At 70.7% G+C, this 24,446-nt stretch carries 25 protein-coding genes; 14 read left to right on the forward strand and 11 right to left on the reverse strand.

Going from position 1 to position 24,446, the window contains the following annotated elements:
- Positions 1-85: 85 nt before the first annotated feature.
- The 7 genes from ACIBG8_RS07700 to ACIBG8_RS07730 all read left to right on the forward strand — a co-directional run bounded on the left by ACIBG8_RS07700 (position 86) and on the right by ACIBG8_RS07730 (position 8,950).
- Positions 86-922, forward strand: a complete 837-nt coding sequence (locus ACIBG8_RS07700) for a fumarylacetoacetate hydrolase family protein (RefSeq protein WP_397341787.1) — start codon at positions 86-88, stop codon at positions 920-922.
- A 2-nt stretch (positions 923-924) separates the two neighbouring features.
- Positions 925-1,836 (forward strand): VOC family protein, encoded by a 912-nt coding sequence (locus ACIBG8_RS07705; RefSeq protein WP_397341788.1) that lies wholly within the window; start codon positions 925-927, stop codon positions 1,834-1,836.
- Positions 1,833-4,058, forward strand: coding sequence for an acyl-CoA synthetase (locus tag ACIBG8_RS07710; protein ID WP_397341789.1), 2,226 nt, complete (start codon positions 1,833-1,835; stop codon positions 4,056-4,058). The genes ACIBG8_RS07705 and ACIBG8_RS07710 overlap by 4 nt, the downstream gene beginning before the upstream one ends.
- A gap of 66 nt (positions 4,059-4,124) precedes the next feature.
- Positions 4,125-4,973, forward strand: a complete 849-nt coding sequence (locus ACIBG8_RS07715) for an amidohydrolase family protein (protein WP_397341790.1) — start codon at positions 4,125-4,127, stop codon at positions 4,971-4,973.
- Positions 4,966-6,726 (forward strand): FAD-dependent monooxygenase, encoded by a 1,761-nt coding sequence (locus ACIBG8_RS07720; RefSeq protein WP_397341791.1) that lies wholly within the window; start codon positions 4,966-4,968, stop codon positions 6,724-6,726. Before ACIBG8_RS07715 ends, ACIBG8_RS07720 begins: the two co-directional genes overlap by 8 nt.
- A gap of 334 nt (positions 6,727-7,060) precedes the next feature.
- The gene (locus ACIBG8_RS07725) at positions 7,061-7,768 is read left to right on the forward strand and encodes a helix-turn-helix domain-containing protein (protein ID WP_397343908.1); all 708 of its coding nucleotides are present in this window, start codon (positions 7,061-7,063) and stop codon (positions 7,766-7,768) included.
- Positions 7,769-7,780: 12 nt separating this feature from the next.
- Positions 7,781-8,950, forward strand: a complete 1,170-nt coding sequence (locus ACIBG8_RS07730; protein WP_397341792.1) for a cytochrome P450 — start codon at positions 7,781-7,783, stop codon at positions 8,948-8,950.
- Between the two features lie 48 nt (positions 8,951-8,998).
- On the opposite strand, the gene ACIBG8_RS07735 is transcribed toward ACIBG8_RS07730, so the two are convergent.
- The 5 genes from ACIBG8_RS07735 to ACIBG8_RS07755 are packed head-to-tail and all read right to left on the reverse strand — an operon-like array spanning position 8,999 to position 14,764.
- Entirely contained in the window at positions 8,999-10,201 is a 1,203-nt protein-coding gene (locus ACIBG8_RS07735) for an MFS transporter (RefSeq protein ID WP_397343909.1), read from the reverse strand.
- A 47-nt stretch (positions 10,202-10,248) separates the two neighbouring features.
- Positions 10,249-11,481, reverse strand: a complete 1,233-nt coding sequence (locus ACIBG8_RS07740; RefSeq protein ID WP_397341793.1) for a YcaO-like family protein — start codon at positions 11,479-11,481, stop codon at positions 10,249-10,251.
- A 2-nt stretch (positions 11,482-11,483) separates the two neighbouring features.
- Positions 11,484-11,681 carry a hypothetical protein gene (locus ACIBG8_RS07745; protein ID WP_397341794.1) on the reverse strand — a complete coding sequence of 66 codons (198 nt, stop codon included), beginning with the start codon at positions 11,679-11,681 and terminating at the stop codon, positions 11,484-11,486.
- On the reverse strand, positions 11,668-12,441 hold the full coding sequence (locus tag ACIBG8_RS07750; RefSeq protein WP_397341795.1) for a putative protein N(5)-glutamine methyltransferase: 774 nt from the start codon (positions 12,439-12,441) through the stop codon (positions 11,668-11,670). The genes ACIBG8_RS07745 and ACIBG8_RS07750 overlap by 14 nt, the downstream gene beginning before the upstream one ends.
- Before the next feature lie 55 nt (positions 12,442-12,496).
- A complete protein-coding gene (locus tag ACIBG8_RS07755) occupies positions 12,497-14,764 on the reverse strand; it encodes a HelD family protein (RefSeq protein ID WP_397341796.1) in 2,268 nt (755 codons plus the stop codon).
- A 118-nt stretch (positions 14,765-14,882) separates the two neighbouring features.
- On the opposite strand from ACIBG8_RS07755, the gene ACIBG8_RS07760 reads away from it, so the two are divergent.
- Together ACIBG8_RS07760 and ACIBG8_RS07765 are read left to right on the forward strand one after the other, a co-directional pair.
- Positions 14,883-15,644 carry an SDR family NAD(P)-dependent oxidoreductase gene (locus tag ACIBG8_RS07760; protein WP_397341797.1) on the forward strand — a complete coding sequence of 254 codons (762 nt, stop codon included), beginning with the start codon at positions 14,883-14,885 and terminating at the stop codon, positions 15,642-15,644.
- A 27-nt stretch (positions 15,645-15,671) separates the two neighbouring features.
- Positions 15,672-16,211 (forward strand): DinB family protein, encoded by a 540-nt coding sequence (locus tag ACIBG8_RS07765; RefSeq protein WP_397341798.1) that lies wholly within the window; start codon positions 15,672-15,674, stop codon positions 16,209-16,211.
- Here ACIBG8_RS07765 and ACIBG8_RS07770 read toward each other — a convergent pair.
- The 3 genes from ACIBG8_RS07770 to ACIBG8_RS07780 form a co-directional block, all read right to left on the reverse strand.
- Entirely contained in the window at positions 16,196-16,777 is a 582-nt protein-coding gene (locus tag ACIBG8_RS07770) for a dihydrofolate reductase family protein (RefSeq protein WP_397341799.1), read from the reverse strand. The genes ACIBG8_RS07765 and ACIBG8_RS07770 overlap by 16 nt on opposite strands.
- A 66-nt stretch (positions 16,778-16,843) precedes the next feature.
- On the reverse strand, positions 16,844-17,683 hold the full coding sequence (locus tag ACIBG8_RS07775) for a helix-turn-helix domain-containing protein (protein WP_397341800.1): 840 nt from the start codon (positions 17,681-17,683) through the stop codon (positions 16,844-16,846).
- A gap of 18 nt (positions 17,684-17,701) precedes the next feature.
- A complete protein-coding gene (locus tag ACIBG8_RS07780) occupies positions 17,702-18,244 on the reverse strand; it encodes a TetR/AcrR family transcriptional regulator C-terminal domain-containing protein (RefSeq protein ID WP_397341801.1) in 543 nt (180 codons plus the stop codon).
- Between the two features lie 93 nt (positions 18,245-18,337).
- Here ACIBG8_RS07780 and ACIBG8_RS07785 point away from each other — a divergent pair, with 93 nt between their 5' ends.
- The 5 genes from ACIBG8_RS07785 (at position 18,338) to ACIBG8_RS07805 (ending at position 22,211) form a co-directional block, all read left to right on the forward strand.
- Positions 18,338-19,210, forward strand: a complete 873-nt coding sequence (locus tag ACIBG8_RS07785) for an alpha/beta fold hydrolase (protein ID WP_397341802.1) — start codon at positions 18,338-18,340, stop codon at positions 19,208-19,210.
- 131 nt (positions 19,211-19,341) lie between these two features.
- On the forward strand, positions 19,342-20,517 hold the full coding sequence (locus tag ACIBG8_RS07790; RefSeq protein WP_397341803.1) for a serine hydrolase domain-containing protein: 1,176 nt from the start codon (positions 19,342-19,344) through the stop codon (positions 20,515-20,517).
- Positions 20,518-20,777: 260 nt separating this feature from the next.
- Positions 20,778-21,284, forward strand: coding sequence for a hypothetical protein (locus ACIBG8_RS07795; protein ID WP_397341804.1), 507 nt, complete (start codon positions 20,778-20,780; stop codon positions 21,282-21,284).
- Positions 21,281-21,520: a hypothetical protein gene (locus ACIBG8_RS07800; RefSeq protein WP_397341805.1), complete on the forward strand. Its 240-nt coding sequence runs from the start codon at positions 21,281-21,283 to the stop codon at positions 21,518-21,520. The genes ACIBG8_RS07795 and ACIBG8_RS07800 overlap by 4 nt, the downstream gene beginning before the upstream one ends.
- Before the next feature lie 10 nt (positions 21,521-21,530).
- Positions 21,531-22,211 carry a class F sortase gene (locus ACIBG8_RS07805; RefSeq protein WP_397341806.1) on the forward strand — a complete coding sequence of 227 codons (681 nt, stop codon included), beginning with the start codon at positions 21,531-21,533 and terminating at the stop codon, positions 22,209-22,211.
- A 3-nt stretch (positions 22,212-22,214) separates the two neighbouring features.
- Here the strand turns inward: ACIBG8_RS07805 and ACIBG8_RS07810 are convergent, their stop codons facing one another.
- Genes ACIBG8_RS07810 through ACIBG8_RS07820 form a run of 3 tightly spaced genes read right to left on the reverse strand, consistent with a single transcriptional unit; the run spans position 22,215 to position 24,427 of the window.
- The gene (locus tag ACIBG8_RS07810) at positions 22,215-22,625 is read right to left on the reverse strand and encodes a DUF2871 domain-containing protein (RefSeq protein WP_397341807.1); all 411 of its coding nucleotides are present in this window, start codon (positions 22,623-22,625) and stop codon (positions 22,215-22,217) included.
- Positions 22,626-22,643: 18 nt separating this feature from the next.
- Entirely contained in the window at positions 22,644-23,309 is a 666-nt protein-coding gene (locus ACIBG8_RS07815) for a response regulator transcription factor (RefSeq protein ID WP_397341808.1), read from the reverse strand.
- A complete protein-coding gene (locus ACIBG8_RS07820) occupies positions 23,306-24,427 on the reverse strand; it encodes an ATP-binding protein (protein ID WP_397341809.1) in 1,122 nt (373 codons plus the stop codon). The genes ACIBG8_RS07815 and ACIBG8_RS07820 overlap by 4 nt, the downstream gene beginning before the upstream one ends.
- Positions 24,428-24,446 lie beyond the last annotated feature (19 nt).

The following is a 24,446-nucleotide window of genomic DNA, read 5'->3' on the forward strand; positions in this document are numbered from 1 at the left end:
GCGAAAGTTTGGGCGCTCAGCACAAGCGGCGGGTGGCGGGGCCTTCGTTAAATCGGCGTAACAAGCCGTTGACGAAGGGAAACCCATGCGTGTCGCCAACCTCGCCGGCCGGGCCGTGCTGTTGAGCGGTGATGGCGCGATCGACATCGAGAAGGCCAGCGGCGGCCGTCTCCCCGCCGATCCGCAGGCGCTGTTCGAGCGCTGGGACGAGCTGCGGTCCTGGACCCCGGATGCCGAGCCGGCGCCGTTCGAGGAAGCCGACCTGGGGGCGCCGTCGCCCGCACCGCGGCAGGTGTTCGCGATCGGGGTGAACTACCACGAGCACGCCGAGGAGTCGCAGATCGAGCCGGGCGCCAGACCGCCGGTGTTCACCAAGTTCGTCTCCTGCCTGACCGGTCAGGACGCGGTGGTGGCACTGCCTGCGGGCGGGCTGACGGACTGGGAAGTGGAGCTGGTCGTGGTGATCGGCCGCCGCGCCCACCAGGTGGACACGGCTGACGCCTGGCAGTACGTGGCCGGGCTGACGGCAGGGCAGGACCTGTCGGAACGGATCACCCAGTTGTCGCCGCCGCAACCGCACCAGTTCTCGCTCGGCAAGTCCTTCCCGGGTTTCGGGCCGACGGGGCCGTGGCTGGTCACCGCCGACGAGTTCGCCGACCCCGGCGACCTGGAGATCTCCTGCTTCCTGGACGGCGAGCGCATGCAGCACGCCCGCACCAGCCAGATGATCTTCAGCGTGCCGGAGCTGATCGAGAAACTGTCGGCGGTGACCCCGCTGCTGCCCGGCGACGTGATCTTCACCGGCACCCCGGGCGGGATCGGCGGCACCCGTACCCCGGCCCGCTTCCTGGCCCCGGGCGAGCACCTGCACTCCGTCATCGAGGGCATCGGCACCCTCCGCACCAGCTTCACGGGAGCCTGACCATGGCACTGCACCGCCTGACCCGCATCACCATCGGCGTCCCGAACGTCGCCGAGACCGCCGCCTACTACGCCGACTTCGGCCTCGCCCAGACCGGCGAGAACACCTTCGCCACCACCGACGGCGGCGAGCAGCTGCAGCTGGTCCACACGCCCACCCGCCGCCTGGTCGAGCTGGGCGTCGGCGTGGACGACCCCGACGACCTCGCCCGGATGAAGGCGAGCCTGGCCCGCCTGGATCTGGCGCTGGACGCCGGCGGCCGGGTGACCGACCCCGGCACGAACGTCCGCGTCCACGTGTCGATCGCCGGCCGGATCAGCCGCCCCGCCGAGCCCGCCCCCGTCTACAACGGGCCGGGCCGCGCCGAGCGGGTCGACGCCCGCGCCCCCGGCGTACTGCGCGAGCAGCCGGTACGGCCACGCAAACTCGGCCACGTGGTGCTCGGCTCCACCGACCAGGAGGCCAGCCAGCGGTTCTTCACCGACGGCATCGGGTTCAAGGTCAGCGACGAAGTGCCCGGCATCGCCGCGTTCCTGCGCTGCTCGACCGACCACCACAACGTGCTGGTGCAGCCCGCACCGGTGCCGTACCTGCACCACACCTCCTGGGAGGTCGAGGACGTCGACGAGATCGGCCGCGGCGCCCACCGGATGCTGGAAGGCCACCCGGAGCGGCACGTGTGGGGTCTCGGGCGCCACCACATCGGCTCGAACTTCTTCTGGTACCTCAAGGACCCGGCAGGCAACTTCGCTGAGTACTACAGCGACCTGGACTGCGTCGTGGACGAAGCGATCTGGAAGCCCGAGGTGTTCTCCGACATGCGCATCCTCTACAGCTGGGGGCCGCCGCTGCCGCCGTCGTTCATCGAGCCCGAGGACCTGGCCGCGCTGATGGCGGGGGCGCACACCGCATGAGCCACCACACCGACGGGCACCGGCCCCTGGTGCTGGTCCCCGAGGACCTGCCGCTGGTGGAGGCCGTGCCGCTGGCCGAGCGGAACCTGCCGGCCTCCACCTACGAGCTGCTGCGCCGTACGGCTGCCGCCACCCCGCACGCGCCGGCCCTGCACCTGCTGGGCGAGGGCGCGCCGACCACATGGACCTACGGCGAGCTGCTGGGCCGCGTGCACCAGGCGGCCAACCTCTACACCTCCCTGGGGCTGACGCCGGGCGGGACGGTGGGTCTGCTGCTGCCCAACAGCGGGCACACCTACGCCGCGCTGCTGGGCGCCCAAGCCGTCGGCGTGGCCAACCCGGTCAACCCGATGCTCGCCGACCACCACGTCATCGACATCTTCCGCCTCACCCGCGCCGAGATCCTGGTGGTCGCCGGTCCGGCGACGCTGCCCGGGCTGTGGGACAAGGCGCTGCGCGTGGCCGAAGCGCTGCCGGGACTGCGGGCGCTGCTGATCGTGGGCGGTAACGGCTCCAACGACGCCGTCCACGCTCCGGCGCAGGTGCGGGGCGGCGACTTCGAGCGGCTGGCCGCCGAACAGCCCGGCGACCGCCTGACCACCTCCCCCCGTCCGGAGCAGGGAGATCTGGCCGCGTACTTCCACACCGGCGGCACCACCGGCACACCCAAGATCGCCCCGCACACGCACGCCATGGAGGTGTACATGGCCTGGGCGCTCGGCTGCTCCGGCGCCTACGCGGACGGCGGCGGGGTGGCGCTGGCCGGGCTGCCGCTGTTCCACGTCAACGCGGTGCACGTCACCGGGCTGGCGCCGTTCATGCACGGTGCCGCCGTGGTCAGCCTGGGGCCGCTCGGCTACCGCGACAAGACGCTCATGGCGGACTTCTGGCACATCATCGAGCGGTACCGGGTGACCGCGTTCTCGGCCGTGCCGACCGTGTACGCGAGCCTGCCGCCGGTCCCTGACGGCGTGGACATCTCCAGCCTGCGGGCCGGTGCGGTCGGCGCCGCACCGCTGCCCGGCCGGGTCCGCGCCGACTTCGAGCAGCAGGTGAAAGTGCCGATGCTGGAGGGGTACGGACTGACGGAGGCGACGTGTGTGAGCGCGGCGACACCCGCCTTCGCGCCGCGTCCGGGATCGGTCGGGTTGCGCCTGCCGTACCAGCAGATCAAGGCGGTCACCGACGACGGCGAGGACTGCCCGGCCGGCCAGACGGGCGTGCTGGCCATCAAGGGGCCCGCGGTGTTCCCCGGCTACCTCGGCCCGGACGGCCCCGACCCCACCGGCAAGATCTCCGACGGCTGGCTGCTCACCGGCGACCTCGGCCACGTCGACGCCGACGGCTACGTCCACCTCACCGGCCGCGCCAAGGACCTCATCATCCGCGGCGGCCACAACATCGACCCGCGTTCCATCGAGGAGTCCCTGCTGAGCCACCCGGCCGTCACGGGCGCGGCGGCAGTGGGCCGCCCCGACCCGCACTCCGGCGAGGTTCCCGTCGCCTACGTGACGTGCTCGCGTCCGGTCAGCGAGGAGGACCTGCTGGACTGGGCACGGCGGCACGCGCCAGAACCGGCCGCCGCACCCAAGGCCGTGCACGTGCTGGACAAGCTGCCCACCACCGCGGTCGGCAAGCTGTTCAAGCCCGAACTCCTCGCCGACACCGTACGCCGCGTCCTCACCGAACTCGCCCCCGACGCCGCGGCCGACGTGGTCCTCGAAGACGGCCGCCCGATCGTGCTGATCGGCCGCGCCCCGGACCTGGCCGCCGCCCTCGACCGGTACGCCATCCGCCACCGCACCGTGGTGATCGGTGCGGAGGTTCGCGGCTTCCTCACCCGGCAAGCCGCCGGGGTGCTGGCCACCACCCGCCCCGACGGCGGCATCCGCCAATCGACGGTGTACTTCGCCCTGGACGGCGACCGGCTGCTCATCTCCACCGAACCCGGCCGGGCCAAGGCCAAAGACGTGCAGCGCACCGGCCGCGCGTCCCTGTGCGTGGTCGGGGCGGCGGCGCCGTACCCGTCAGTGACGCTGGAAGGCACGGCCCGGATCCGGACCGCCGGCATCGGCGCCGACACGGCCGCGGTGTGGTCGCGGATCGGCGGCCAGAACGTCGAGCCGCTGAGCGATGCGGACCTGGCCGCGATGAACCGCGTCGTTCTGGAGATCACCGTCCAGCGCGTCTACGGCGCCAGCTATCTGGAGGACACAGCATGAGCGGCCGCATCGACGTGCACCAGCACCTGGTCCCCGAGCCGTACGCGCGCTGGTTGCTCTCACGGCGTGGACGCGCCCGGCGGCCGCCCACTGCCCCAATGGAGTCCGGACCAGGCGCTGGAACTGATGGACCAGCAGGGCATCGCGGCGGCCCTCGTGTCGCTGACCACACCCGGCGCCTACCTCGGCGACGGCGCCGACGCCGCACACGTGGCCCGCCAGGCCAACGAGTACGCCGCCCAGCTCGCCGCCGCCCATCCCGGCAGGTTCGGCTTCTTCGCCACCCTTACCCTGCCCGACGTGAAAGCCGCCGTCGCCGAGGCCGCCCACGCCCTCGCCGGCCTGTCGGCCGACGGCGTCATGCTGCTGGCCAACAGCAACGGCGCCTACCTCGGCGACCCCGCCTTCGACCCGCTCATGGCCGCCCTGGACGAGCACCACGCGGTCGTCTTCGTCCACCCCGCCCAGCTGCCAGGACCGGCCGCAGAGGGCATCGCGCCGTTCGCCGCCGACTTCCTGCTCGACACCACCCGCGCCGCCTACAACCTCGTCAAACACGACGTGCCCCGGCGCTTCCCGCACCTCCGCTTCATCCTGGCGCACGCCGGCGGGTTCGTCCCCTACGCCGCCCACCGCCTGGCTCTCAGCATCTTCAACGACACCGGCCGCGACCTCCAGCACATCCTGGACGACCTGTCCGGCTTCTACTTCGACACCGCCCTGTCGGCCAGCCCGGCCGCGCTGCCGTCCCTGCTGGCCTTCGCCAAGCCCAGCCACGTCCTGTACGGCAGCGACTGGCCCTTCGCCCCCGAACTCGCCGTCGCCTACTTCAACACCTGGGCCACCGACCAGGCGATCAACCACGACAACGCCCGCAACCTGTTCCCCCGCCTGAAGGAGGCACCCCGTGCATGACGTGCTCATCGTGGGCGGCGGCGGCGCCGGCCTGACCGCCTCCATGCTGCTGTCCCAGCTCGGCGTCGACCACCTGCTCATCAGCTCGCTGCCGACCACCTCCGCACTGCCCAAGGCGCATCTGCTCAACCAGCGCACCATGGAGATCCTGGCCGGCCTCGGCATCGCCGAGACCGTCTATGAACGCGGTACCCCGCCCGAGCAGATGCGCTACTCCGGCTGGTACGCCGGCCTGGCAGGCCCTACGGAGGACTACGGCCGCCGCTTCGGACTCGTCGAGTCGTGGGGTTGCGGCGGGCTGTCCGGCGACTGGGCCGCCGCCAGCCCCCAGCGCCAGACCAACCTCCCCCAGCTCCGCCTCGAACCCCTCATCAAGGCCCGCGCCGAAGAACTCGCGCCCGGCCGCATCCGCTTCGGCCACGAACTGACCGCCTTCACCACCGGCGCCGACGGCGTCACCGCCACCGTCCTCGACCGCGACAGCGGCCAGACGTATGAGGTGCGCGCCCGCTACCTGCTGGCCTGCGACGGCGGCCGCACCGTCGGCCGGCAGCTGGGCGTCGTCATGGAGGGCGCCCGCGACCTGGCCCGCGTCGCCACCGTCCACCTGACGGCCGACCTGTCCGCCGTCGCCCGCGACCCCGAAGTGCTCATCCGCTGGCTGACCCTCCCGCACACCGGCGGCGGCGCCACCATGGTGCCCATGGGCCCCGACCACTGGGGCCCCGACAGCGAAGAATGGGTCGTCCACCTCAACTACGCCACCGACGACCCGCGCGGCCTCGACGACGAGACGGTCATCGCCGACCTGCGCACCGCGCTCGGCCTGCCCGACCACCCGCTCACCGTGCACCTGATCACCCGCTGGTCGATCGAGGGCGTCGTCGCCGACCGCTTCCGCGACGGCCGCGTCTTCCTGCTCGGCGACGCAGCCCACCGCCACCCGCCCACCGGCGGCCTCGGCCTGAACTCCGCCATCCAGGACGCGCACAACCTCGCCTGGAAACTCGCCGCCGTCCTGCGCGGCCACGCCCACGAGCGGCTACTGGACACCTACGAGCCCGAACGCAAGCCCGTCACCGCCCGCAACGTGCAACGCTCGGTCGAGAACGCACTCAACCACATCGTCACCACCCAGGCCGCAGGCCTCGTGCCCGGTGGTGATCCGGAGACGAACTGGGGGCAGCTGCGCCGCCTGTGGAGCGGCCTGCCCGAGGACACCGAGCACGCCCGCGCCATCCACCGCGCCATCGCCAGCCAGTCGATGGAGTTCAACGAGCACAACATCGAGTACGGCTACACCTACCCCTCGGCCACCTCGGCCGCCGTCGTCGACGACGGCACCCCCGAGCCCGCCAACCCCGACCCCATCCGCCTCTACCAGCCCTGCGCCCGGCCCGGCCATCCGCTGCCGCACGCCTGGCTGGAGGACGACCACGGACGGCGGCTGTCCACGCACGACCTGCTCCAGCCGGGCACATTCCTGCTCATCGCGGGAGAGGACGGCCAGGACTGGTGCGAGGCCGCCGCCAAACTCACCGCAACCTGGCCGCTGGACGTCGTCCGCGTCGGCCACCAGGACGGAGATCTGCTCGATCCCCGCTCCACCTGGACCCGCCACCGCGGCCACGGACCGGCGGGCGCGGTGCTGATCCGCCCCGACCGGTTCATCGCCTGGCGTGCTCAGCAGCCCACCGACGCACCGGCCCAGTTGTCCCAAGCCCTGCAGTCGATCCTCGGCGAGGCCCGATGATCAGTCACCGCTACGGCCCCGACCATCCCGACCGCACCTACGCCCCGCACGACTTCCCCGAGGCGACAAGCCCGCCCCGCTGCTCGTCCCCGGCCAGTCGGAGTCCTGGTGGGGCTACGAGCAGGCCATGCACCTGCTGCAGGCAGGGCCGCTCCAGCCGCTACATCGCGCACCATTAACAAAGGGCGTATTCATGTACGTCAGCCACTGGCGATCATGGCCGAGCTCGGGGAGATTGTGGACGGCCTGATCCTGCGACGCCCGTCCCACGTCCTTGGTCGCTTAATCGCTGGCGAACACGGTGGTCGCCGGGTTGACTGCAGTGGTGATCGCAATGCCCGTGCCCGCCGACCTGGCCCACCTGGTGGCCGGGACCTGGGCGCTGGACGGCGGCGCGGCGCCGAGAGGGTTGCCACAGCCCGCCGTCGACCTGCTCGTCATGCCCGACGGAACATGCTGGCTGGCCGGTCCGGAGACACGCGTCCGGCAGGGACCGCTGCCCGCAGGCGGGCCTCTGATCGGGGTACGGCTACGACCGGGAACGGTGACCGGCCTGTTCGGCGTCGCAGCCGACGAGGTGCCACTGGCCGGGACGCCCATCGAGGTCGGGCGACTGGACGGGTCAGTGACCGAACGGCTGGCCGGGGCGCTGGCACTGGTGCGGGCGCGGGCCGGGCAATGCCGCATAGACGAGCGGGTGGAAATCGTCCTGGCGGCAATGCATGCAGCCCCCGGCGCGCCCGTAGACCGCCATGCCGCCCTGGCCGGGCTGTCCGAGCGGCAACTACGGCGGCGGTTCGGCGTCGCGGTCGGGCTAAGGCCCAAGTCCTACGTGCGGGTGGTGCGGCTGCACCACGCGCTCGCCGCCGCACGCGCCGCACTGGCCAAGGGCGAACGCCCGAACTGGGCCGCCATCGCCGTACGCAGCGGCTGCTACGACCAGTCACACCTGCTCGCCGAGTTCCGGCACGCGGTGGGAGCACCACCAACCACACTCCTGCCGGACGTCCGTTTTCTCCAATCCCTGACCGGCCGGGGCTAACACACTCGACGCATGGCTGATGATGCTGTCAAGGAGATCCTCGACTGGTACCGGCACACCGCACAGGACGGTCTCGCCGGGGACGGGGTGCGCTTCGTCGAACCGCTCGGCGCCTGGACGGTGCACGGCCACGCCGAGGTGAAGCAGGTGCTCACCGACCACCCGGTGTTCTCATCCGACGAGTTGCGCCACAGCGCGCGACCCGTCCCGCACGAGGACAACCCGATTCTCGGCAGCCTGGCGGCGATCGACCCGCCCCGCCACCACCTGCTGCGCCGCCTCGTCAGCCGAGCCTTCACACCCCGCGCGATCCAGGCGCTGCTTCCCACGATCACCGACACCGTGCGGACACAGCTCGCCGAAGTGGACGGGGAACTGGACGTGATCGGCCAGCTCGGCCAGCCGTTGCCGGTGCGCACCATCGCCGCACTGCTCGGAGTGGAAGCGGACAGGCAACCGGACTTCGTGCGCTGGACCGAGGCCATCACCTCCTTCGCCGGCTCCTTCAGCGAGGACCCGTCGCGTCAGGCCGCGTTCCGCGCCGCGCACGCCGAACTGGCCGAATATTTCCACCAGGTGTTCGCCGAACACCGCGCCCGGCCCCAAGGCGACGTGATCGACACCCTGCTGGCCGCAGAACCGGACGGCAACCGGCTCTCCGACGAAGAGCTGCTCAACTTCTGCACCCTGCTGCTCATCAACGGCCATGAAACGACCAAGACCCTGCTGGTCAACACCGTGCTGTGCCTGGCAGCCCACCCGGAAGCACTGGCCAGGCTGCGAGCCGACCCTGCACTGGTACCCGCCGCCATCGAGGAGGTGCTGCGCTTCCTCCCCCCGATCGGTGGCACCGACCGGTTCACCACCGGCCCGGCCGACCTCGCCGGGCACCCCATCGAGACCGGCCGACGAGTGATCGCCATGATGCTCTCGGCCAACCGGGACCCCCGGGTGTTCGCCGAGCCACAGGAGTTCCGGCCCGGCAGAACGCCCAACGAGCACCTTTCCTTCGGCCACGGCGTGCACTTCTGCCTCGGCGCCCACCTGGCCAGGCACGAGGTCGCCATCGCGCTTCACGCACTGCTGCACCGCTTCCCCGGTCCGTGGTCGACGAGCCGGATCGCGACCCAACGCACCCCCGTCGGCATCGACGTACTCGACCTGGCGCTGGTCAGCTCGTAGCCGCGGACTGATCACGGACTGGCGTCGGTCGGTCCAACCGGAACCTCCTCACGGGTGGTGAGGACCTGACCGGCCAGAGCTCACCGCGTTAGGCGAGAGCGTGGCGACGCGCCAGGCGGGGAGGCCTGCGCACACGATCGCCACGGCGACGCACCCCACCAGCACCCGCGCATCTACCACCGATACCAGCACCGCTCCCACACCCACAGAGGCGAGCGACCCCATCCCCGCCATCGCGTCATAGGCGGCAGACACCCGCCCCAGCAACCCCTCAGGGGTACGGCGCTGCATCACGGTCCGCACCGCCACGGCCGTCGCCGTCAGGCTCGCCCCCGCCACGCCCATCGCACCCACCAGCGCCCACGCTGCGGGGATCAACCACAACGCCACCGCCACGCCGTACAACGCCACCCCGGCCCCCACCACGGCCGCCTCGCCGAACCGCCCCACCAGCCACGCGGCCAGCACCCCGCCGACGATCGCCCCCACGCCCATCGCCATCCCCGTCACCGCGGTGAACTCCGGCGGCCTGCCCAACCCCTCGATCACCGCGAAAATCAACGACTCCGTCACCCCACCCACCACGAACATCAACCCCAGCGACCCCAGCACCCGGCGCAGCACCACATCCCCCCACACATGCACCACCCCGGCCCCCACCTCGCGCCACCACCGTCCCCATCCGGCGCCGCCTTCATCAGCTCGGACCGCGGAGTGAGGACGATCGGCCAAAGGGAAACGACCCCCCAACAGCCGCAGCCGCCAGAACGCACCCGCCGCCACCACGAACGTCGCCATGTCGAAAACCACCACCCCCCAAACCCCCACCCAAGACAACAACCCCACCCCCACCACAGGCCCCACCACCCGCGCCCCCTGCCGAGCCACCTGCAAAGCCCCGTTCGACTGCGCCAGCAACCCCCCAGGCAACACCCCCTTCAACAACCCACCCAAAGCCCCGAACACCACCGTGTACGAACACCCCATACACGCCGACACCACATACACAACCCACACAGCAGAAGCAAAACCCAACGGCACCAACGACACAGCAGACACCAAACAAGCCACCACCAGAAGCCGCCGCCGATCCACCCGATCAACCACCACCCCGAACAACGGCGAAAAACACAGCGGCAACGTGAAGAAAAACAACGTCAACCCAGCAGCAGACGAAGACCCTGTCCATTTCTTCACCAAAATCGCGGGAACCAACAACAAAGAAGCATCACCCAGCAAACTGGCGACCATCCCGCAAAACACCAGCCGGAAATCCCGGCGCCGCAACACCCCAGGAATCACCCGCGCCGGCCGAGCAACCGCACCGCCCGCCCCGTCGGCAGCACCGGAACAGCGTTGTGCACCATCGAAAAAGCATCCAGCCCCGGCACCACCACCGTCACCACCGGACACACCTCATCGGACGGATTCCACCGCACCACATACGCGGAAAACCCCGCAGCCTCCACCGCCGACAACACCACCTCCACCTGATCGGCCACCCCCAGCGACGACCCCTCACCAGGCCCGCGCGCCGACCACACCACCCGCTCCAGCAACGGCCCCGCATCCACCCGCGCACACCGCTCCAGCACCGGCCACCGCGCCAACGACGACAACCGCCGCTCCAACGACGCATCCACCCCCAACGACAGGTTGAACAACGACTGCGCCACCTCCGACAACGCCCGCTCCACCGCATACGCCGGAGACAACGACGCCCCAGACCCCAACACCCCAGCAAAACCACACGCAGCGGACGGCAACGCGGCGAACACCGGAACCCCCAGGTCCGACGTCACCTCCACCACCAGCGGCGGCGCCCCCAACACCTGCGTCACCTCGTCGAACAACACCCGCACATCCGCCGGCAACACCGCCCGCCCCACCGCACGCACCGGACCCTCACCCCGCGCATACCACTCCAGCAAAGCGTGCGAGAGCGCATCACGCTCCACCACCTCCAGCAGACCGTGCAGCACCGCCTCGTTCACCGACGCCCCAGCCGCCGTCCCGTTGTCATACGCATACCGCAAATACGGCGCATACCCCCGCAGGTCATCACCCGGAACCGGCGAATCCCGACACCACGGCGCCCGCGCGAACAACGGAAACCACAACCCACCCGACCCACCACGCAACGGCTCCAACCACACACACGCCAACCGCGCAGCCGGAAAATCCCCCGCCAACCGCCGCAACATCTCCTCACCGGCCAGCCCCGCCTGACCCACCACATACGACACCGGCAACACCCGCACATCACACGCGGCCTGCCCCTCCTGATGCCGCAGATGCTGCCACGCCTCGAACAACGCACTCACCCGGCTCTGCCCACCCGCCCCCTTACCCAGCGACTCCGCCACCAGCCGCCCACCAGGCCCATAGACAGAACACCGATGCAAAGGAAAACCAGCAGAGCCAGAAGAAACGAACTCCACCCGCAACCCACGCTCATCCAGAACCGACTCCACCAGCGCCAGAGCCGCACCAGGCGCCAACTCACGCTCTCTCCCAGCGCGCCCCTTCACCGTCAGAAAACGTCCTGCTCGTCACCGGCGGTGAACAACTCATCAAGCAACGCCTTTTCCGTCAGCGTCACCGAGAATTCATCCTCCACCGCCCAACCACCGGGCTTGAGCAACATCACGCCGTCCGAATTACTGTTTCCCATGGGGGTCCTCTCGTCGCAGACGATCACCACTTCAACATGCGAGTCAAGAACGGTCAAGGCCCATTGTCGCGATCACCACGGTCGCAAAGAACTCCTCGGAAACAGCCACCCGCGCCACCAGCCCGGCAGCCTCCACCGCCGCCACCGCCCCCGGAACCTGACGCTCACTCGTCTCGAACAGCAAAACCCCGCCCGGCGCCAGCCACCCCGGCGCCCCAGCACACACCCGCCGCAACACCTCCAGCCCGTCACCCCCGCCGTCCAGCGCCACCGCCGCCTCGTGCAACCGCGCCTCAGCCGGCAGCAACGCCACCTCACCCGACGGCACATACGGCACGTTGGCCAGCAACACCTCCACCCGCCCACGCAAACCACCGGGCAACGCCTCGAACAGGTCGCCCTCGAACACCCCCACCCCCGGCAGGTTGCGCCGCGCGCACCGCACCGCCGCCGCATCCACATCGGCCGCGTACAACTCCACGCCCTCCACCTGCGCGGCAAGAGCCGCACCGAGCGCGCCGGTGCCGCAGCACAGGTCCACCACCACGGCGCCAGACCGCGCGAGCGCGACGGCCTGGCTCACCAGGAACTCGGTACGGCGGCGCGGCACGAACACCTGCGGATCCACCTGGATGCGCAACCCGCAGAACTCCGCCCACCCCAGCACGTGCTCCAGCGGCAATCCCGACACCCGGGCGGCCACCATCGCCTCCCGCTCCTGCGGGGTCGAGGCGGTGGTGAGGATCAGGCGCGCCTCATCCTCGGCGAACACGCAACCGGCCGCCCGCAGGCGGGCGACGATGACAGCTTCCGGCACAGGCCCCTCGTTTTTGAAGAAGAAGGCCTTCAGGCCTCAAAGGTAGTGATCTTGATCACCGGAGGGCGCCTTTACATTGTAGATTAATAAGGAGGTCGGGAAGGTCGCCCTGATGAACGACGGTCAGCCTACGCGTCGCCCTGGTCACCGCGACATACAGGTCGTGCCCGCCCATCGGCGACTGCTCCAGGATGCCCGCCGGGTCCACCACCACGACCGCGTCGAACTCCAGCCCCTTGGCCTGGGTGACGGTCAGCACCGCCACCGGCGCGTCCAGGTCCCCGCTCCCCGGGATCAACGCCTGGGCCCGCGCGTGCACGACGTCGGAGGTCACCACCCCCACCCTGCCCTCGCCGACCTCGGCCAGCTCGGCCGCCACCAGCTCGGGCAGCCCCTCCACCGGCAGCCTCAACGCCACCGGCACGCTGCCACCGGAGCGCACCGACTCCGGCGGCACCTGCCCGGGATCCACCACCCGCAGCACCTCGGCGGCCAGGTCCATGATCTCCACCGGGGTGCGGTAGTTGACCATCAGCCGCTCCTCGCGCCAGCGCCCCGCCACGTAGGGGTCGAGCGCCTCGCCCCACGAGCGCGCGCCGGCCGCGGAACCGGTCTGCGCGATGTCGCCCACCACCGTCAGCGAACGCGCGGGAACCCGGCGCATCACCATCCGCCACGCCATCGCCGACAGCTCCTGCGCCTCGTCCACGATCACGTGCCCGTAGGCCCAGGTGCGGTCGGCCGCGGCCCGCTCCGCCGTACTCAGCGCCCCGTCGTCGTCGGCGTGCCGTTCAGCCAGGTCGGCGGCGCCCAGGACCTCGTCGGGCAGGTCCACCGAGGTCAGCACCTCACGCGCGTACAGCTCCCGCTCCAGCCGCTGCTCCCGCGACAGCCGCCGGGCCGAACGGCCGGCCGAGTCGTCCTCGCCCAGGAGCTCGGCCGCCTCGTCCAGGAGCGGCACGTCGCCGACCGTCCACTCAGCCCCCGGCGTACGCACCAGAGCCCGCCAGTCCAGCCCCTCGGGGAACAGCCGCGCGGGCAGGTCGGCGACCAGCTCCTGCGGGGTCAGCTCCGGCCACAGCGCGTCCAGCGCCCGCCGCACCGACGGCTCGGCCCACAGCTGGGCGGCCGCATGAGCCAGGTCGGGCGGCTCCTCCTCCTCGGTCACAGGCGGCAGTTCCGCCTCGAAGGCGGCGATCTCCTGCGGGCTCAGGAACGTCTCCAGCGCCGTGACCTGCTCGAACTGCCGCGCCTCGTCCTCGGCCAGCTCGCGCAGCATCTCGGTGACGAACAGCTTGCGCGCCTGGTTGTGCGCCAGCCGTACCCGCCTGGCCCGGTCCCTGATCGACACGCACGCCGCGTGCGCCACCCGCAGCACCTGCCCCTCCACCTCGACCTCCAGGTCACCGTCCGGCACGCGCTGCCGATCGTGTACGGCTGCCGCCACCACGCCGGCCATCCGCGCGTCCCCCTTGACGACCGCCACCCCCGGCGGGTCGACGGCGGTGGCGCGCACGCCGGGAAACAGCTCGCCCACGGTCGCCAGCACCACCTGCGTCTCCCCCAGCGCGGGCAGCACCTGGCCGATGTAGCGCAGGAACATCGCGTTGGGCCCCACCACCAGCACCCCGCGCCGCTCCAGCGTCTCGCGGTGGGCGTACAGCAGGTAGGCGGCCCGGTGCAGCGCCGCCACCGTCTTGCCGGTGCCAGGACCGCCCTGCACCACCAGCGCCCCCGCCAGGCCCGCGCGGATCACCCGGTCCTGCTCGGTCTGGATGGTGGCCACCACGTCGCCCATCCGCCCGGTACGGCCACGCCGCAGCGCCGCCAGCAAAGCGGCCCCCCCGACCAGGGTGCCGCGGTCGCTCTCGCTCATCCGCTCCAGGTCGAACACTTCGTCGTCCAGCCCCACCACGGTGCGTCCGCTGGTGTGCACGTGCCTGCGCCGCACCAGCGCACCCGGCTCGGAAGGGGTGGAGGTGTAGAACGGGCGCGCCGCCGGGGCACGCCAGTCGACCAGCACCGACTCGTGCTCGTCGTCGCGCAGCCCGATCCTGCCGACGTAGGTGCGCGAGCCGTCGCGGGCGTCGATCCGGCCGAAGCACAGGCCGCGCTCCACCGCGTACAGCTGCGACAGCCTGCGGGTGCGCTCCTCGGCCAGCACCTCGCGCTCGACCCTGCCCTGGGTGTTGGCCACCGCGCCGCCCAGGGCGTGCACCTCGCGCAGCACCTGGCGCGAGCGCTCGCGCGCCTCGTCCAGCCTGCCGTACAACATCGAGACCTTGACCTGCTCCTCGGCGATGGCCGCTTGACGGTTTCCCATCTGGTGGTATACTCCTAACGGGACGTCTGTCGAGACACTGTTGCAGAGCATGAATGCTTCAGCTTAACAGCACTCCGGGTCCCGCTCATTCCCGCGCCTGATGATAATTTCTTGGCCCATGTCTGACTTCCTGCGCGAGCTGTTCTCGCTCGACGGGCGGCGCGCCCTGGTCACCGGCGGCAGCTCCGGCATCGGCTACGCCATGGCCGAGGCGCTGGGCCGCGCCGGCGCCGAGGTCGTCGTGGTCGCCCGCGGTCAGCAGGGCCTGGCGGCGGCCGTGGACCGGCTCGCCGCCCGCGGGGTCAAGGCCTCGTGGATCAGCGCCGACATGGGCGTGCGCGCCGACGTCGAACGGGTCATCGCCGGGGCGGGTCAGATCGACATCCTGGTCAACGACGCGGCCAACAACATACGCAAACCGATGGGCGAGCTGACCGACGCCGACTACGAGCAGACCATCGCCGTCAACCTCACCGCGCCCTACCTGCTGGGACAGCATTTCGGGCCGCTCATGGCCGTGCGCGGGTGGGGGCGGATCATCAACGTCGGCTCGCAGCAGAGCATCAGCGCCTTCGGCGACAGCGGCGCCTACGGGGTGTCCAAGGCGGCCATCGCGGGGCTGACCCGCTCGCAGGCCGAGGCCTGGTCGCCGAGCGGGGTGTGCGTCAACACCATCATCCCCGGCTTCATCCTGACGCCCCTGACCGAACCCGCCCAGTCCATCCCCGGACGGGTCGAGCACATGGCCTCGCGGCACATGGTGGGCCGCAACGGCCTGCCCGCCGACTTCGCCGGCGCAGCCGTCTTCCTGTCCAGCCCGGCGGGCGCTTTCGTCACGGGCCAGACCCTGTACGTCGACGGCGGGTTCTCCACCCACTAGTCATCCCGAACGAGCCCTGGAGTTGACATGACCCTGCCCGACCCCGCCACGCGCGACATTCGCGCGATCTTCGAACGCGCCCGTACCCGCCTGTTCGGCCGCCTGGAGGGCCTGACCGACGCCGAGTACCTGTGGGAGCCGGTCGGCGACTGCCTCAGCATCCGCCCCGGCGACGACGGCGTCTTCCGCGTGGCCGAGATGATCCCGGAATCGGTTCCGGGGGTGCCGGACCCCGTCACGACGATCGCCTGGCGCGTCTGGCACATCGGCAGCCTGTGCCTGCGCGGCTACGTGATCCACTTCTTCGACGACGTCCCCGAGTTCGGCGACCGCGACGCGTGGCCGGGCACCGCGAAGGAGGGCCTCCAGGCGCTGGCCGAGGACTGGGAGCACTTCACCTCCCGCATCGCCGCCCTCGGCGACGAGCGCCTGCTGGCGCCGATCGGCATGGGCCCCGGCGGCTGGGCCGAGGAGACCTACCTGAAGCTCGCGCTGCACGCCCTGGTCGAGGTCTCCCATCACGGCGGCGAGATCGGCCTCCTGCGCGACCTCTACCTGCGCACCTGACAGCGCAGGTGAAGCACCCGGTGGCCCTGGATCACCACGTCGGGATCCTCCAGCAGGTGCTGCGCGCCGACCGACCCGAAGAAGCGCTTGCCTGACCCGAACACGACCGGCACGACGTCCATGCGCACCTCGTCGACCAGACCCGCGGCGAGCACCTGGCCACCGACGTCCCCGGCGGCGACCTCGACCACACGGTCACCCGCCAGCTCCCGCGCCCTGGCCACGGCCGCCTCGACGCCGTCGACGAAGTGGAACGGCGCCCCGGGGTCCCAGCCCTCGGGCGCCGGGCGGTGCGTCACGACGACCACGTGGTCGATCCCGCTCGGCGGCTTGCCGTCCCAGCCGTCGGTCAGGTCGAAGACGTGCCGCCCGGCGATGGTCACCCCGATCTGGTCCCAGTACGCCCGGGTGTGGTCATAGGACGCCTGCGACACCTTCAGCACGCCGCCCTCGTCCAAGGGGACGTCACCGCTGGTCAACCAGTCGAACAACGGTCCAGGCTGGTCGTTCTCGTCCGCGACGAAACCGTCCACCGACACCGAGCCGTACAAGACCACCTTGCCCACGAGGCTCTCCTCTGCTCTGGGGTGCCCCAAAATTAGCGCGTCGTGAGCTGCGGCTCTTGTAAGAAATCAATCGACCGGCAGCGACCAGCCGTCCAGCACGTGGTCCGGATGTTCACGCAGGAACCGCCGCCGCACCTCGACGTACCGGGTCGGCGTGAGCCCGGTGAACGCCCGGAACTCGTGACCGAAATGGGCCTGGTCGAAGTACCCCGCGCCACTGGCGAGCTCGCCCCAGTCGACCGGCCCGGCCGGGTCGATCGCGAACACGGTCGCGGTGAAGCGATGGATGCGGGCCAGCCGCTTCGGCGTGACGCCGACGAGCTCCTTGAACCGCTGCGCCAGGTGAGTCCTGCTGACCCCGGCCGCCACGCTCAGGTCGCCGATCGCCACCGACCCACCGGCCGCCCCGATGACGCTGCTCGCGTGGCGGACCAGCCCCAGGCCGTCGGCCTCGCACAGCCGCCGCCTGAGCTCCTCCTCCAGCACCGTCAGCATCTCGTACGGCCCGGCCGCCATGGCCAGCCGATCCCGCAGCCCGGCGACGGCACGCCGGCCCCACACCTGCTCCACGGTCACCGGCCGATCACACAGCTCAGCCGCGGGCATCGGCACGAACGGCGCCAGCCCCCACGGCTTGAAGTGCACGCCGACCGACCGGGTGCCCGGCGGATAGCCGAACTCGAAGGCGCGCGTGGGCATGGAGACCACGCAGCCGTCGGCGTACCCGTCCGTCTCGTCGTCGGCGCCGGCGCGGATGCGGAACGGCGCGCCGAGGTTGACGATGAGCAACGCCGCGGGCATCGGCGGCAGCATCAGCCGGGCGTACGGCGGCGTCCCCTCCAGGTAGTAGAGGTCGTCGATCAGCCCGTCCAGCGGCGGCCGCGGCACTCTGGACACGTACTCCACGCCCACAGTATGGCAACGTCACGACGGCAGGGATCCTCTGACGCCGACGATGATCAGTTCGAGGCCGTCGTCGAAGGTCCGATCCCGGTCTTCCCTGGGCCGGCCGGTTTTGCGGGCCTGCTCCTCGATCGTGTAGCCGTTGGCGTAGGCCATGACGGTGTCGACGGCGACGGCGGCCGTGCCCGCGGGGACGCCCGCGGCGGTCAGGGCGGAGATGAGGTGCTGGAAGGCGGCGACGGCCGCCTCTCCAGGGTGCTGGAAGCCGGACAGCAGGCGGGCGCCGTCGCGGTGGGCCAGCATGACCTCGCGCATGCCGGAGGCCACGCCGCGCAACAGCTCCTCCCAGGGGGCGTCGGCGAGCGGGGCGATGTCGTCGGCCGGGCTGACCAGGTGCGCGACCATGGCGTCGAGCAGGGCCTGCTTGCTGGGGTAGTGCCGGTACAGGGCGCTGGCCCGCACTCCGAGCCTGCCGGCCAGGAGCCGCATGGTGAGAGCGTCCAGGCCCACCTCGTCGAGCAGCTCGATCGCCGCCTGCAGCACCTGGGCGCGTCGCTGCCCCATCGTGTGTCCTCCGGATCCGGGGTTGACAGTCCTGCTTCCCCTACGTGAACAATGTACACGCGAACGTTGTTCACTTCGAGATGGGGGATCACGATGACACGTGTTCTGAAGAACGAGCTGCGTGCCGTACTCGAACAGGTTGTTTCCGCCGACGGAACCACGATCGGCTACCGCCGCCGCGGCCGCGGGCCCGGGCTGATCCTCGTGCACGGCGGGATGCAGGCCTCGCAGCACTTCACCAAGCTCGCCACCGCCCTGTCGGCGGACTTCACCGTCTACGTGCCCGACCGGCGTGGGCGCGGGCTGAGCGGCCCGCACGGGGCCGACTTCAGCGTCCTGCGTGAGGTCGAGGACCTGCGGGCGCTCGTCACGGCGACCGGCGCGTCGCGGGTCTTCGGGCTGAGCACCGGCGCGCTCGTCGTCCTGCGCACGGCCCTGAGCACGCCCGCCCTCGACCGGGTCGCCCTGTACGAGCCCCCATTGTCGATCGACGGGTCGGCGCCGGTGGACTGGGTGCCGCGCTACGACCGCGAGATCGCCGCGGGCAAGAGCGCGTCAGCGCTGGTCACCGCGCTGAAGGGGCTGAAGGCCGAGCCGTCGCTGTTCAGCAGGATCCCGCGCTTCGCCCTCGTGCCGCTCCTGGCGCTCGGCGCGCGGTTGCAGGGCGCTGGGCCCGCCGATGAGGTGCCGGTCAAAGCGCTCATCCCCACGCAGCATTTCGACATGCGGGTGGTCGGGGAGATGGCCGACACGGTCATGGACTACGCGGCGCTCGACGCGCGGGTGCTGCTTCTCGGGGGTGCGCGCAGCGCGGCGTATCTGGGTCTCGCCCTTCGCAGGCTCGCCGAGGTGCTCCCGCACTCGCGCACCATCACCCTGCCGGGGGTCGGGCACTCAGCGCCGGAGGACGACGGGGCGCCGCTCGTCGTGGCCCGGGCGTTGCGTGACTTCTTCGGCGCGCCATGAGGGGAGCGCCGACCTGAGGCGGGGCCGGGGTCGGTTCAGGGGCGGGGTCGGGGTGATCCCTGTCGAACCCACGGGGCCGGTTCGACAGACTCGGACGCAGTTGATCACCGCCCTAACGAGGAGTTTCCCCCATGCGTCGCATCTTGGCCCTTTCCCTGGCCGCCACCGTCGTGGCCGTCGGTGTCGCCGCCCCCGCGCAGGCAGCCGCAGGTCTGGATCGTTCCGCTCTGCGTGCGGCGATCGCCGTGCGCGCCGATGACGGCGCCAGCGGGGTGGTGGCCCGGGTGCACCGCGACGGTGAGGCGTGGAGGGGCGCGTCCGGTGACGTCGTCACCGGCAGGCGGGTCAGCCCGGACGCCCGGTTCCGTATCGGCAGCGTCAGCAAGCCGATGGACGCGGTGATCCTGCTCCAGCTGGCCGCCGAAGGCCGGGTCGACCTGGACCAGAGCGTGCAGCACTACCTGCCCGGGCTGCTGCCGCAGGACCGCTTCCCCGATGCGATCAGCGTGCGTCAGCTGCTCAACCACACCAGCGGCCTGCCCCGCGACTCCGAGGGCGCCCCTACCCCCACCCCTGATGAGGAACTGCGGAGCCGCCTGGACTACCTGACCTTCGACCAGGCGATCCAGCGCACGCTGCACCCCGTGGGCCGCCCTGCCCCCGGGGCCCGGTTCCGGCCGGGCACCCGGCAGGAGTACAACTCCTTCGGCTACCGCATCGCCGGCAAGCTCATCGAGACGATCACCAGGCACCCCTACCAGTACGAGGTGTACACGCGCATCCTGAAGCCGCTCAAGCTGCGCGAGACCGCGGTGACCATGCCCGGCGCGGCCGCCCCCGTGCCGCGGCCGTACCTGCCCGGATACCAGCAGGCGGGCGACGGCAAGCTGGTGGACGTCAACGTGCAGGGCGGGCTGCCCTCCAGCCTGACCTCCACCACCGCCGACCTGGACCGCTTCGTCACCGCCCTGTTCGACGGGCGGCTGCTGCGCCCGGCGCAGGCCGCGGAGCTGTTCGCCGTGCCGACGGGCGCCGACGGCAAGCCGCTGCCCTACGCCGACGACGCCAACTGCAACGTCGGGCCGGGCAAGGGCACGGCCTGCTTCAGCGTCGGCCTGAAGTACGTGCCGCTGCCCGACGGCACGCTCCTGTGGGGCAAGACCGGCTCCGACCCCGGCTACCGCAGCGGCGTGTTCGCCTCCCGCGACCTCACCCGGCGCGTGGCCTACTCGGTGGGCACCACGGCCCCCGTCGACGGCATCCCGCCGGTGATCCAGCGCCTGGCCTTCACCGCCTTCAACGGCTGAAGCCCCTCCCCGCGCGTTCGGCGTCCTCCGTTGTGACGTGAGGGCGCCGAAGTGTACGACCGGGGCATGCCGGGATTGCCAGAAGAGGGAATGAAAGATCGTTTCAGGTACCTCTTCGAGGGAAATCATCGCTCAAGCTGATCGTAACGCTCTGTGACCGGTATCGATTCGCCGAGTTCCCGCTCCCGGCGAATACGGCGTGTGCCGGCGCTGGCTAGCGCGATGCCCGCAGTCCGAGTTCAACACGTCAAGGGAACATCATGGGGTATTCCAGGCATTTGCTAGCTCTGGCCGCCGGGCTGGCGACGATGAGCGTGAGCCACCTCGCCCCGGCACACGCAGGCATCACGGGAAGCGATGAGCGTGCGAGATCGGTGTCCATCTTCAACGCCAAGTCCACGTCGAGCATGGCCAGGGCGCGCGGTGGCGGGTTCGAGCTCACCGATACCGTGAGCTGGTCCCGGCCCGCGGACAGCACGGCGCCCATCGTGAAGATCGAGTTCTACTCGGTTCTCTACGGGCCGTACCCCACGCTGCCCGGCCCTGGTCGTTGCGCGTCAGATACACCTGATCTGGACGCGCCGTACCTACCGGCGAAGCTCATCACCAAGAAGCCCCTCACCTTTACGGTCACCGGGAGCGACCTGAGATCCGGAAAATTCACGACCCCTCCCGTAAAGGTGACCGCACCCGGCTACTACGTGTGGGGAACCGGGGGACCGCCACCTTCAGCGAAGCTGGAGTCACTTCCACCTTTCCCATCGTGATCCGCGTCGAGGGAGGCGATGATCCCATCAACCGCGACACGTCCGACGGCAGCACCATCCTGGGCGCCTCCTGTGGAGGCACGAACGAACACAGCCTCGTACCCAAGACACCTAAGCCCCCCACTCCGCCCAAGCCGCCCACCCCACCCAAGCCGCACAAACATCACAAGCATCACAAGCCACCCAAGGTGCTGACCGGCGGTGGGGTGAAGCTGCCTGGTGTGGTCTTCTACTGACCGCGAAGACATGCTGAGCACGAGTCGCAGATCCGCCCGCCCAACGGGCGTCGCGCGCCTGCTGATGGCGGGCGCAGCGTTCCTGCTGCCTGGCACGGTTGTGACGGAGGCCGGCCCCGTGCGGGCGGCCGCTCTTGCGGCAGACGGTCGACCCGAGCCCGGAGGCGGCCGGGGAAGAGGTGGACCCGAGGCGCGGACCGACCCCGCACGCAACCCCGTCCCGGTCTGGCGCGGGCGCAAGGTGGGCAGGCTCACCATCGAGTCCATCGGCGTCCACGCCAGGATCGACCAGGTCGCGATCGTTCGAGGCGTGCTTCAGGTCCCACCCATCGCCAGGGTCGGCTGGTGGCGGGGAGGGGCGAGGATCACCAGCCCGGCCGGAGGCATCGTTCTCGACGGCCACGTCTCCGACTCCGCCGGAACCCCCGGGGCGCTGCACCGGCTGATGTCCGTCAAGGTCGGAGCGAAGATCGCCCTCCGCATGGGTGACCATGTGCGCCACTACCGAACGGTCTCCATCCGCAAGTACCGCAAACACGACCTCCCCCGGCGCATCTTCAGCCCCGGCGGGGACAACACCCTGTACATCATCTCCTGCACGACCAGAGTCGGCAGCCCAGGCAGCTATCGCCACCTGGACAACGCCGTCCTGCACGCACGCCCCATCGACCGGACGGCCACGCCGCCCTGACGATCAGGCCTTGGCGGGGATTCGCTTGCCGAGGGTGATGAAGAACAGGACCAGCCCCACCGTCAGCACGATGTGCCCCAGCCCGGCGATCCCTGCGATCGCCGCGCCGGACTCCTTGCCCAGCACCGTCAGCGTGCCGTGCAGGGTCAGCATCGCCACCGTCAACACCAGCCCGGCGTTGTACACCCAGAAGAACCAGGTGAACAGCTTGCCCACGGCGCTGAGGGTGAACAGCTTCTCCAGCGCCAGCACGATGAGGAAGAACAACATCCCCAGCGCCAGCAGATGGGTGTGCACGACGCCGAGCTGGGTGTCGCCGGTGAAGTCGTTGAGCTTGGTGATCTCGCGGTAGTACAGCCCGCTGATCACACCAACAATCATGTAGGTATGTGCCGCATAAAGGAGCTTTTTCACGTTCGTGACAATAGAGGGTCATAAGTCCGGATCTATGCGGTACCCCACCCCGGGCGTCGTCGTGATGATCGACGGGGCGCCCAGCTTGCGGCGCAACCGCCCGATCGTCACCGTCACCGTGTTCGTCATCGGATCGGCGTGCTCGTCCCACACCTGCTCCAGCAGGTCCTCGGTGCTCAGGAACGCCGGCGTGGCCCGCAGCAACGCCTCAAGCAAAGCGAACTCCTTGACCGACAGCTCCAGCAACCGCCCGTCGCGGGTCACCCTACGCCGCACCGCGTCCAGCTCCACCCCCGCCGCCCGCAACGTGCGCGACCTGGCGCCGGGCCGTCGGCGGGCCAGCGCGTGGATGCGCAACACCAGCTCCGGAAAGTGGAACGGCTTGGCCAGATAGTCGTCCGCACCCAGGGTCAGCCCGCTGACCCGCTCACCCGGCGAGGCAGCGGCGGTCAGCATCAGCACCATCACCCGGTCGTCCCGCTCGGTGATCATCTGGCAGAGCGTGTCGCCGTGGATGCCCGGCAGATCCCGGTCCAGCACCACCACGTCATAAGGGTTCAGGTCCAGCTTCGCCGCCGCCTCCAGCCCGTCGAAGGCGACGTCGACCGCCATGCCCTGGTCGCGCAACCCCTCCACCAGCGCCTCGGCCAGCGCCCGCGCGTCCTCCACCACCAGAACCCTCACGCGCCCGCCTCCACCAGCGTGACCTCGACCCGAAGACCACCCGACGGGATCGCCACCAACTCCAGGCCGCCGCCGTGCGCCTCGGCGATCGCCGACACGATCGACAACCCCAGCCCCGACCCCGTCGCGGAACCCGTCCGGTCGGCGCCCAGCCGCTCGAAGGGGTGCGCCAGCCGTACCAGCTCGGCCTGGTCCAGCACCGGCCCACCGGTCTCCACCACCAGCCTGCCGCCGGACGTCAGCACCCGGACCCAGCCGCCCTGCCGGTTGTGCGTGACCGCGTTGTCGATCACGTTGTCCACCAGCCGCGCGAGCAGCGTCGCGCTGCCCCGCGTCCGCGACCCCTCGTCCACCACCTCCACCCGCAGCTCCTTGGCCGCCACCGCCTCAGCCCGCGCCTGCAGAGCCAGGCCGACCCGCTCACCCAGATCGACCACGCTCGGCCCCTCCACAGCGCCGTGCTGGGCGCGCGCCAGCGTCAAGAACCCCTCCAGCAACCGGTCCACCTGATCCAGCTCGGTACGGATACGTCCGGCCAGCACCAGCGTCTGCTCAGGAACCGGCCCCGGCTTGCCCTCGGCCACGTCCACGAAGGCCCGCATCGTCGCCAGTGGCGTGCGCAACTCGTGCGAGGCGTTGGCCACGAACCGCCGCTGCGCCGCGAACGAGCCCTCCAGCCGCTCCAGCAACCCGTCGATCGTGTCGGCCAGCCGCTTCACCTCGTCCTCAGGACCGGGTACGGCCAGCCGCTCGTGCAGATTGTCCGCCGAGATGCGGCGCGTGGCCGCGGTGATCGTCCGCAACGGGCGCAGCACCCGCACCGCCACGATCCGCCCCAGCACCACCGACACCACCGCCATGATCGCCAACGCCACCACAGAAGCCACGGGCAGCACCGAGGACTGCCGCCGCAACTGCGCCTCCAGCTGCCTGATGTGCTCCTGCGCCGCCGCCAGCGACACCTGCGGCCCGCCCGCCCCCACCGGCACCGAGATCCGCGTCGACCCGAACGCCACCACGTTGGTCACCAGCAGCAACCCCGCCCCCGACAGTAGGAACAGCGCGCCGAACAACACGGTGAACCGCGCCCCGATCGGCCGGTCTCGCAGAAACCTCATGACCCCCACAATGCCCTGC

Source organism: Nonomuraea sp. NPDC050556 (assembly GCF_044457355.1).
Lineage (GTDB): Bacteria > Actinomycetota > Actinomycetes > Streptosporangiales > Streptosporangiaceae > Nonomuraea.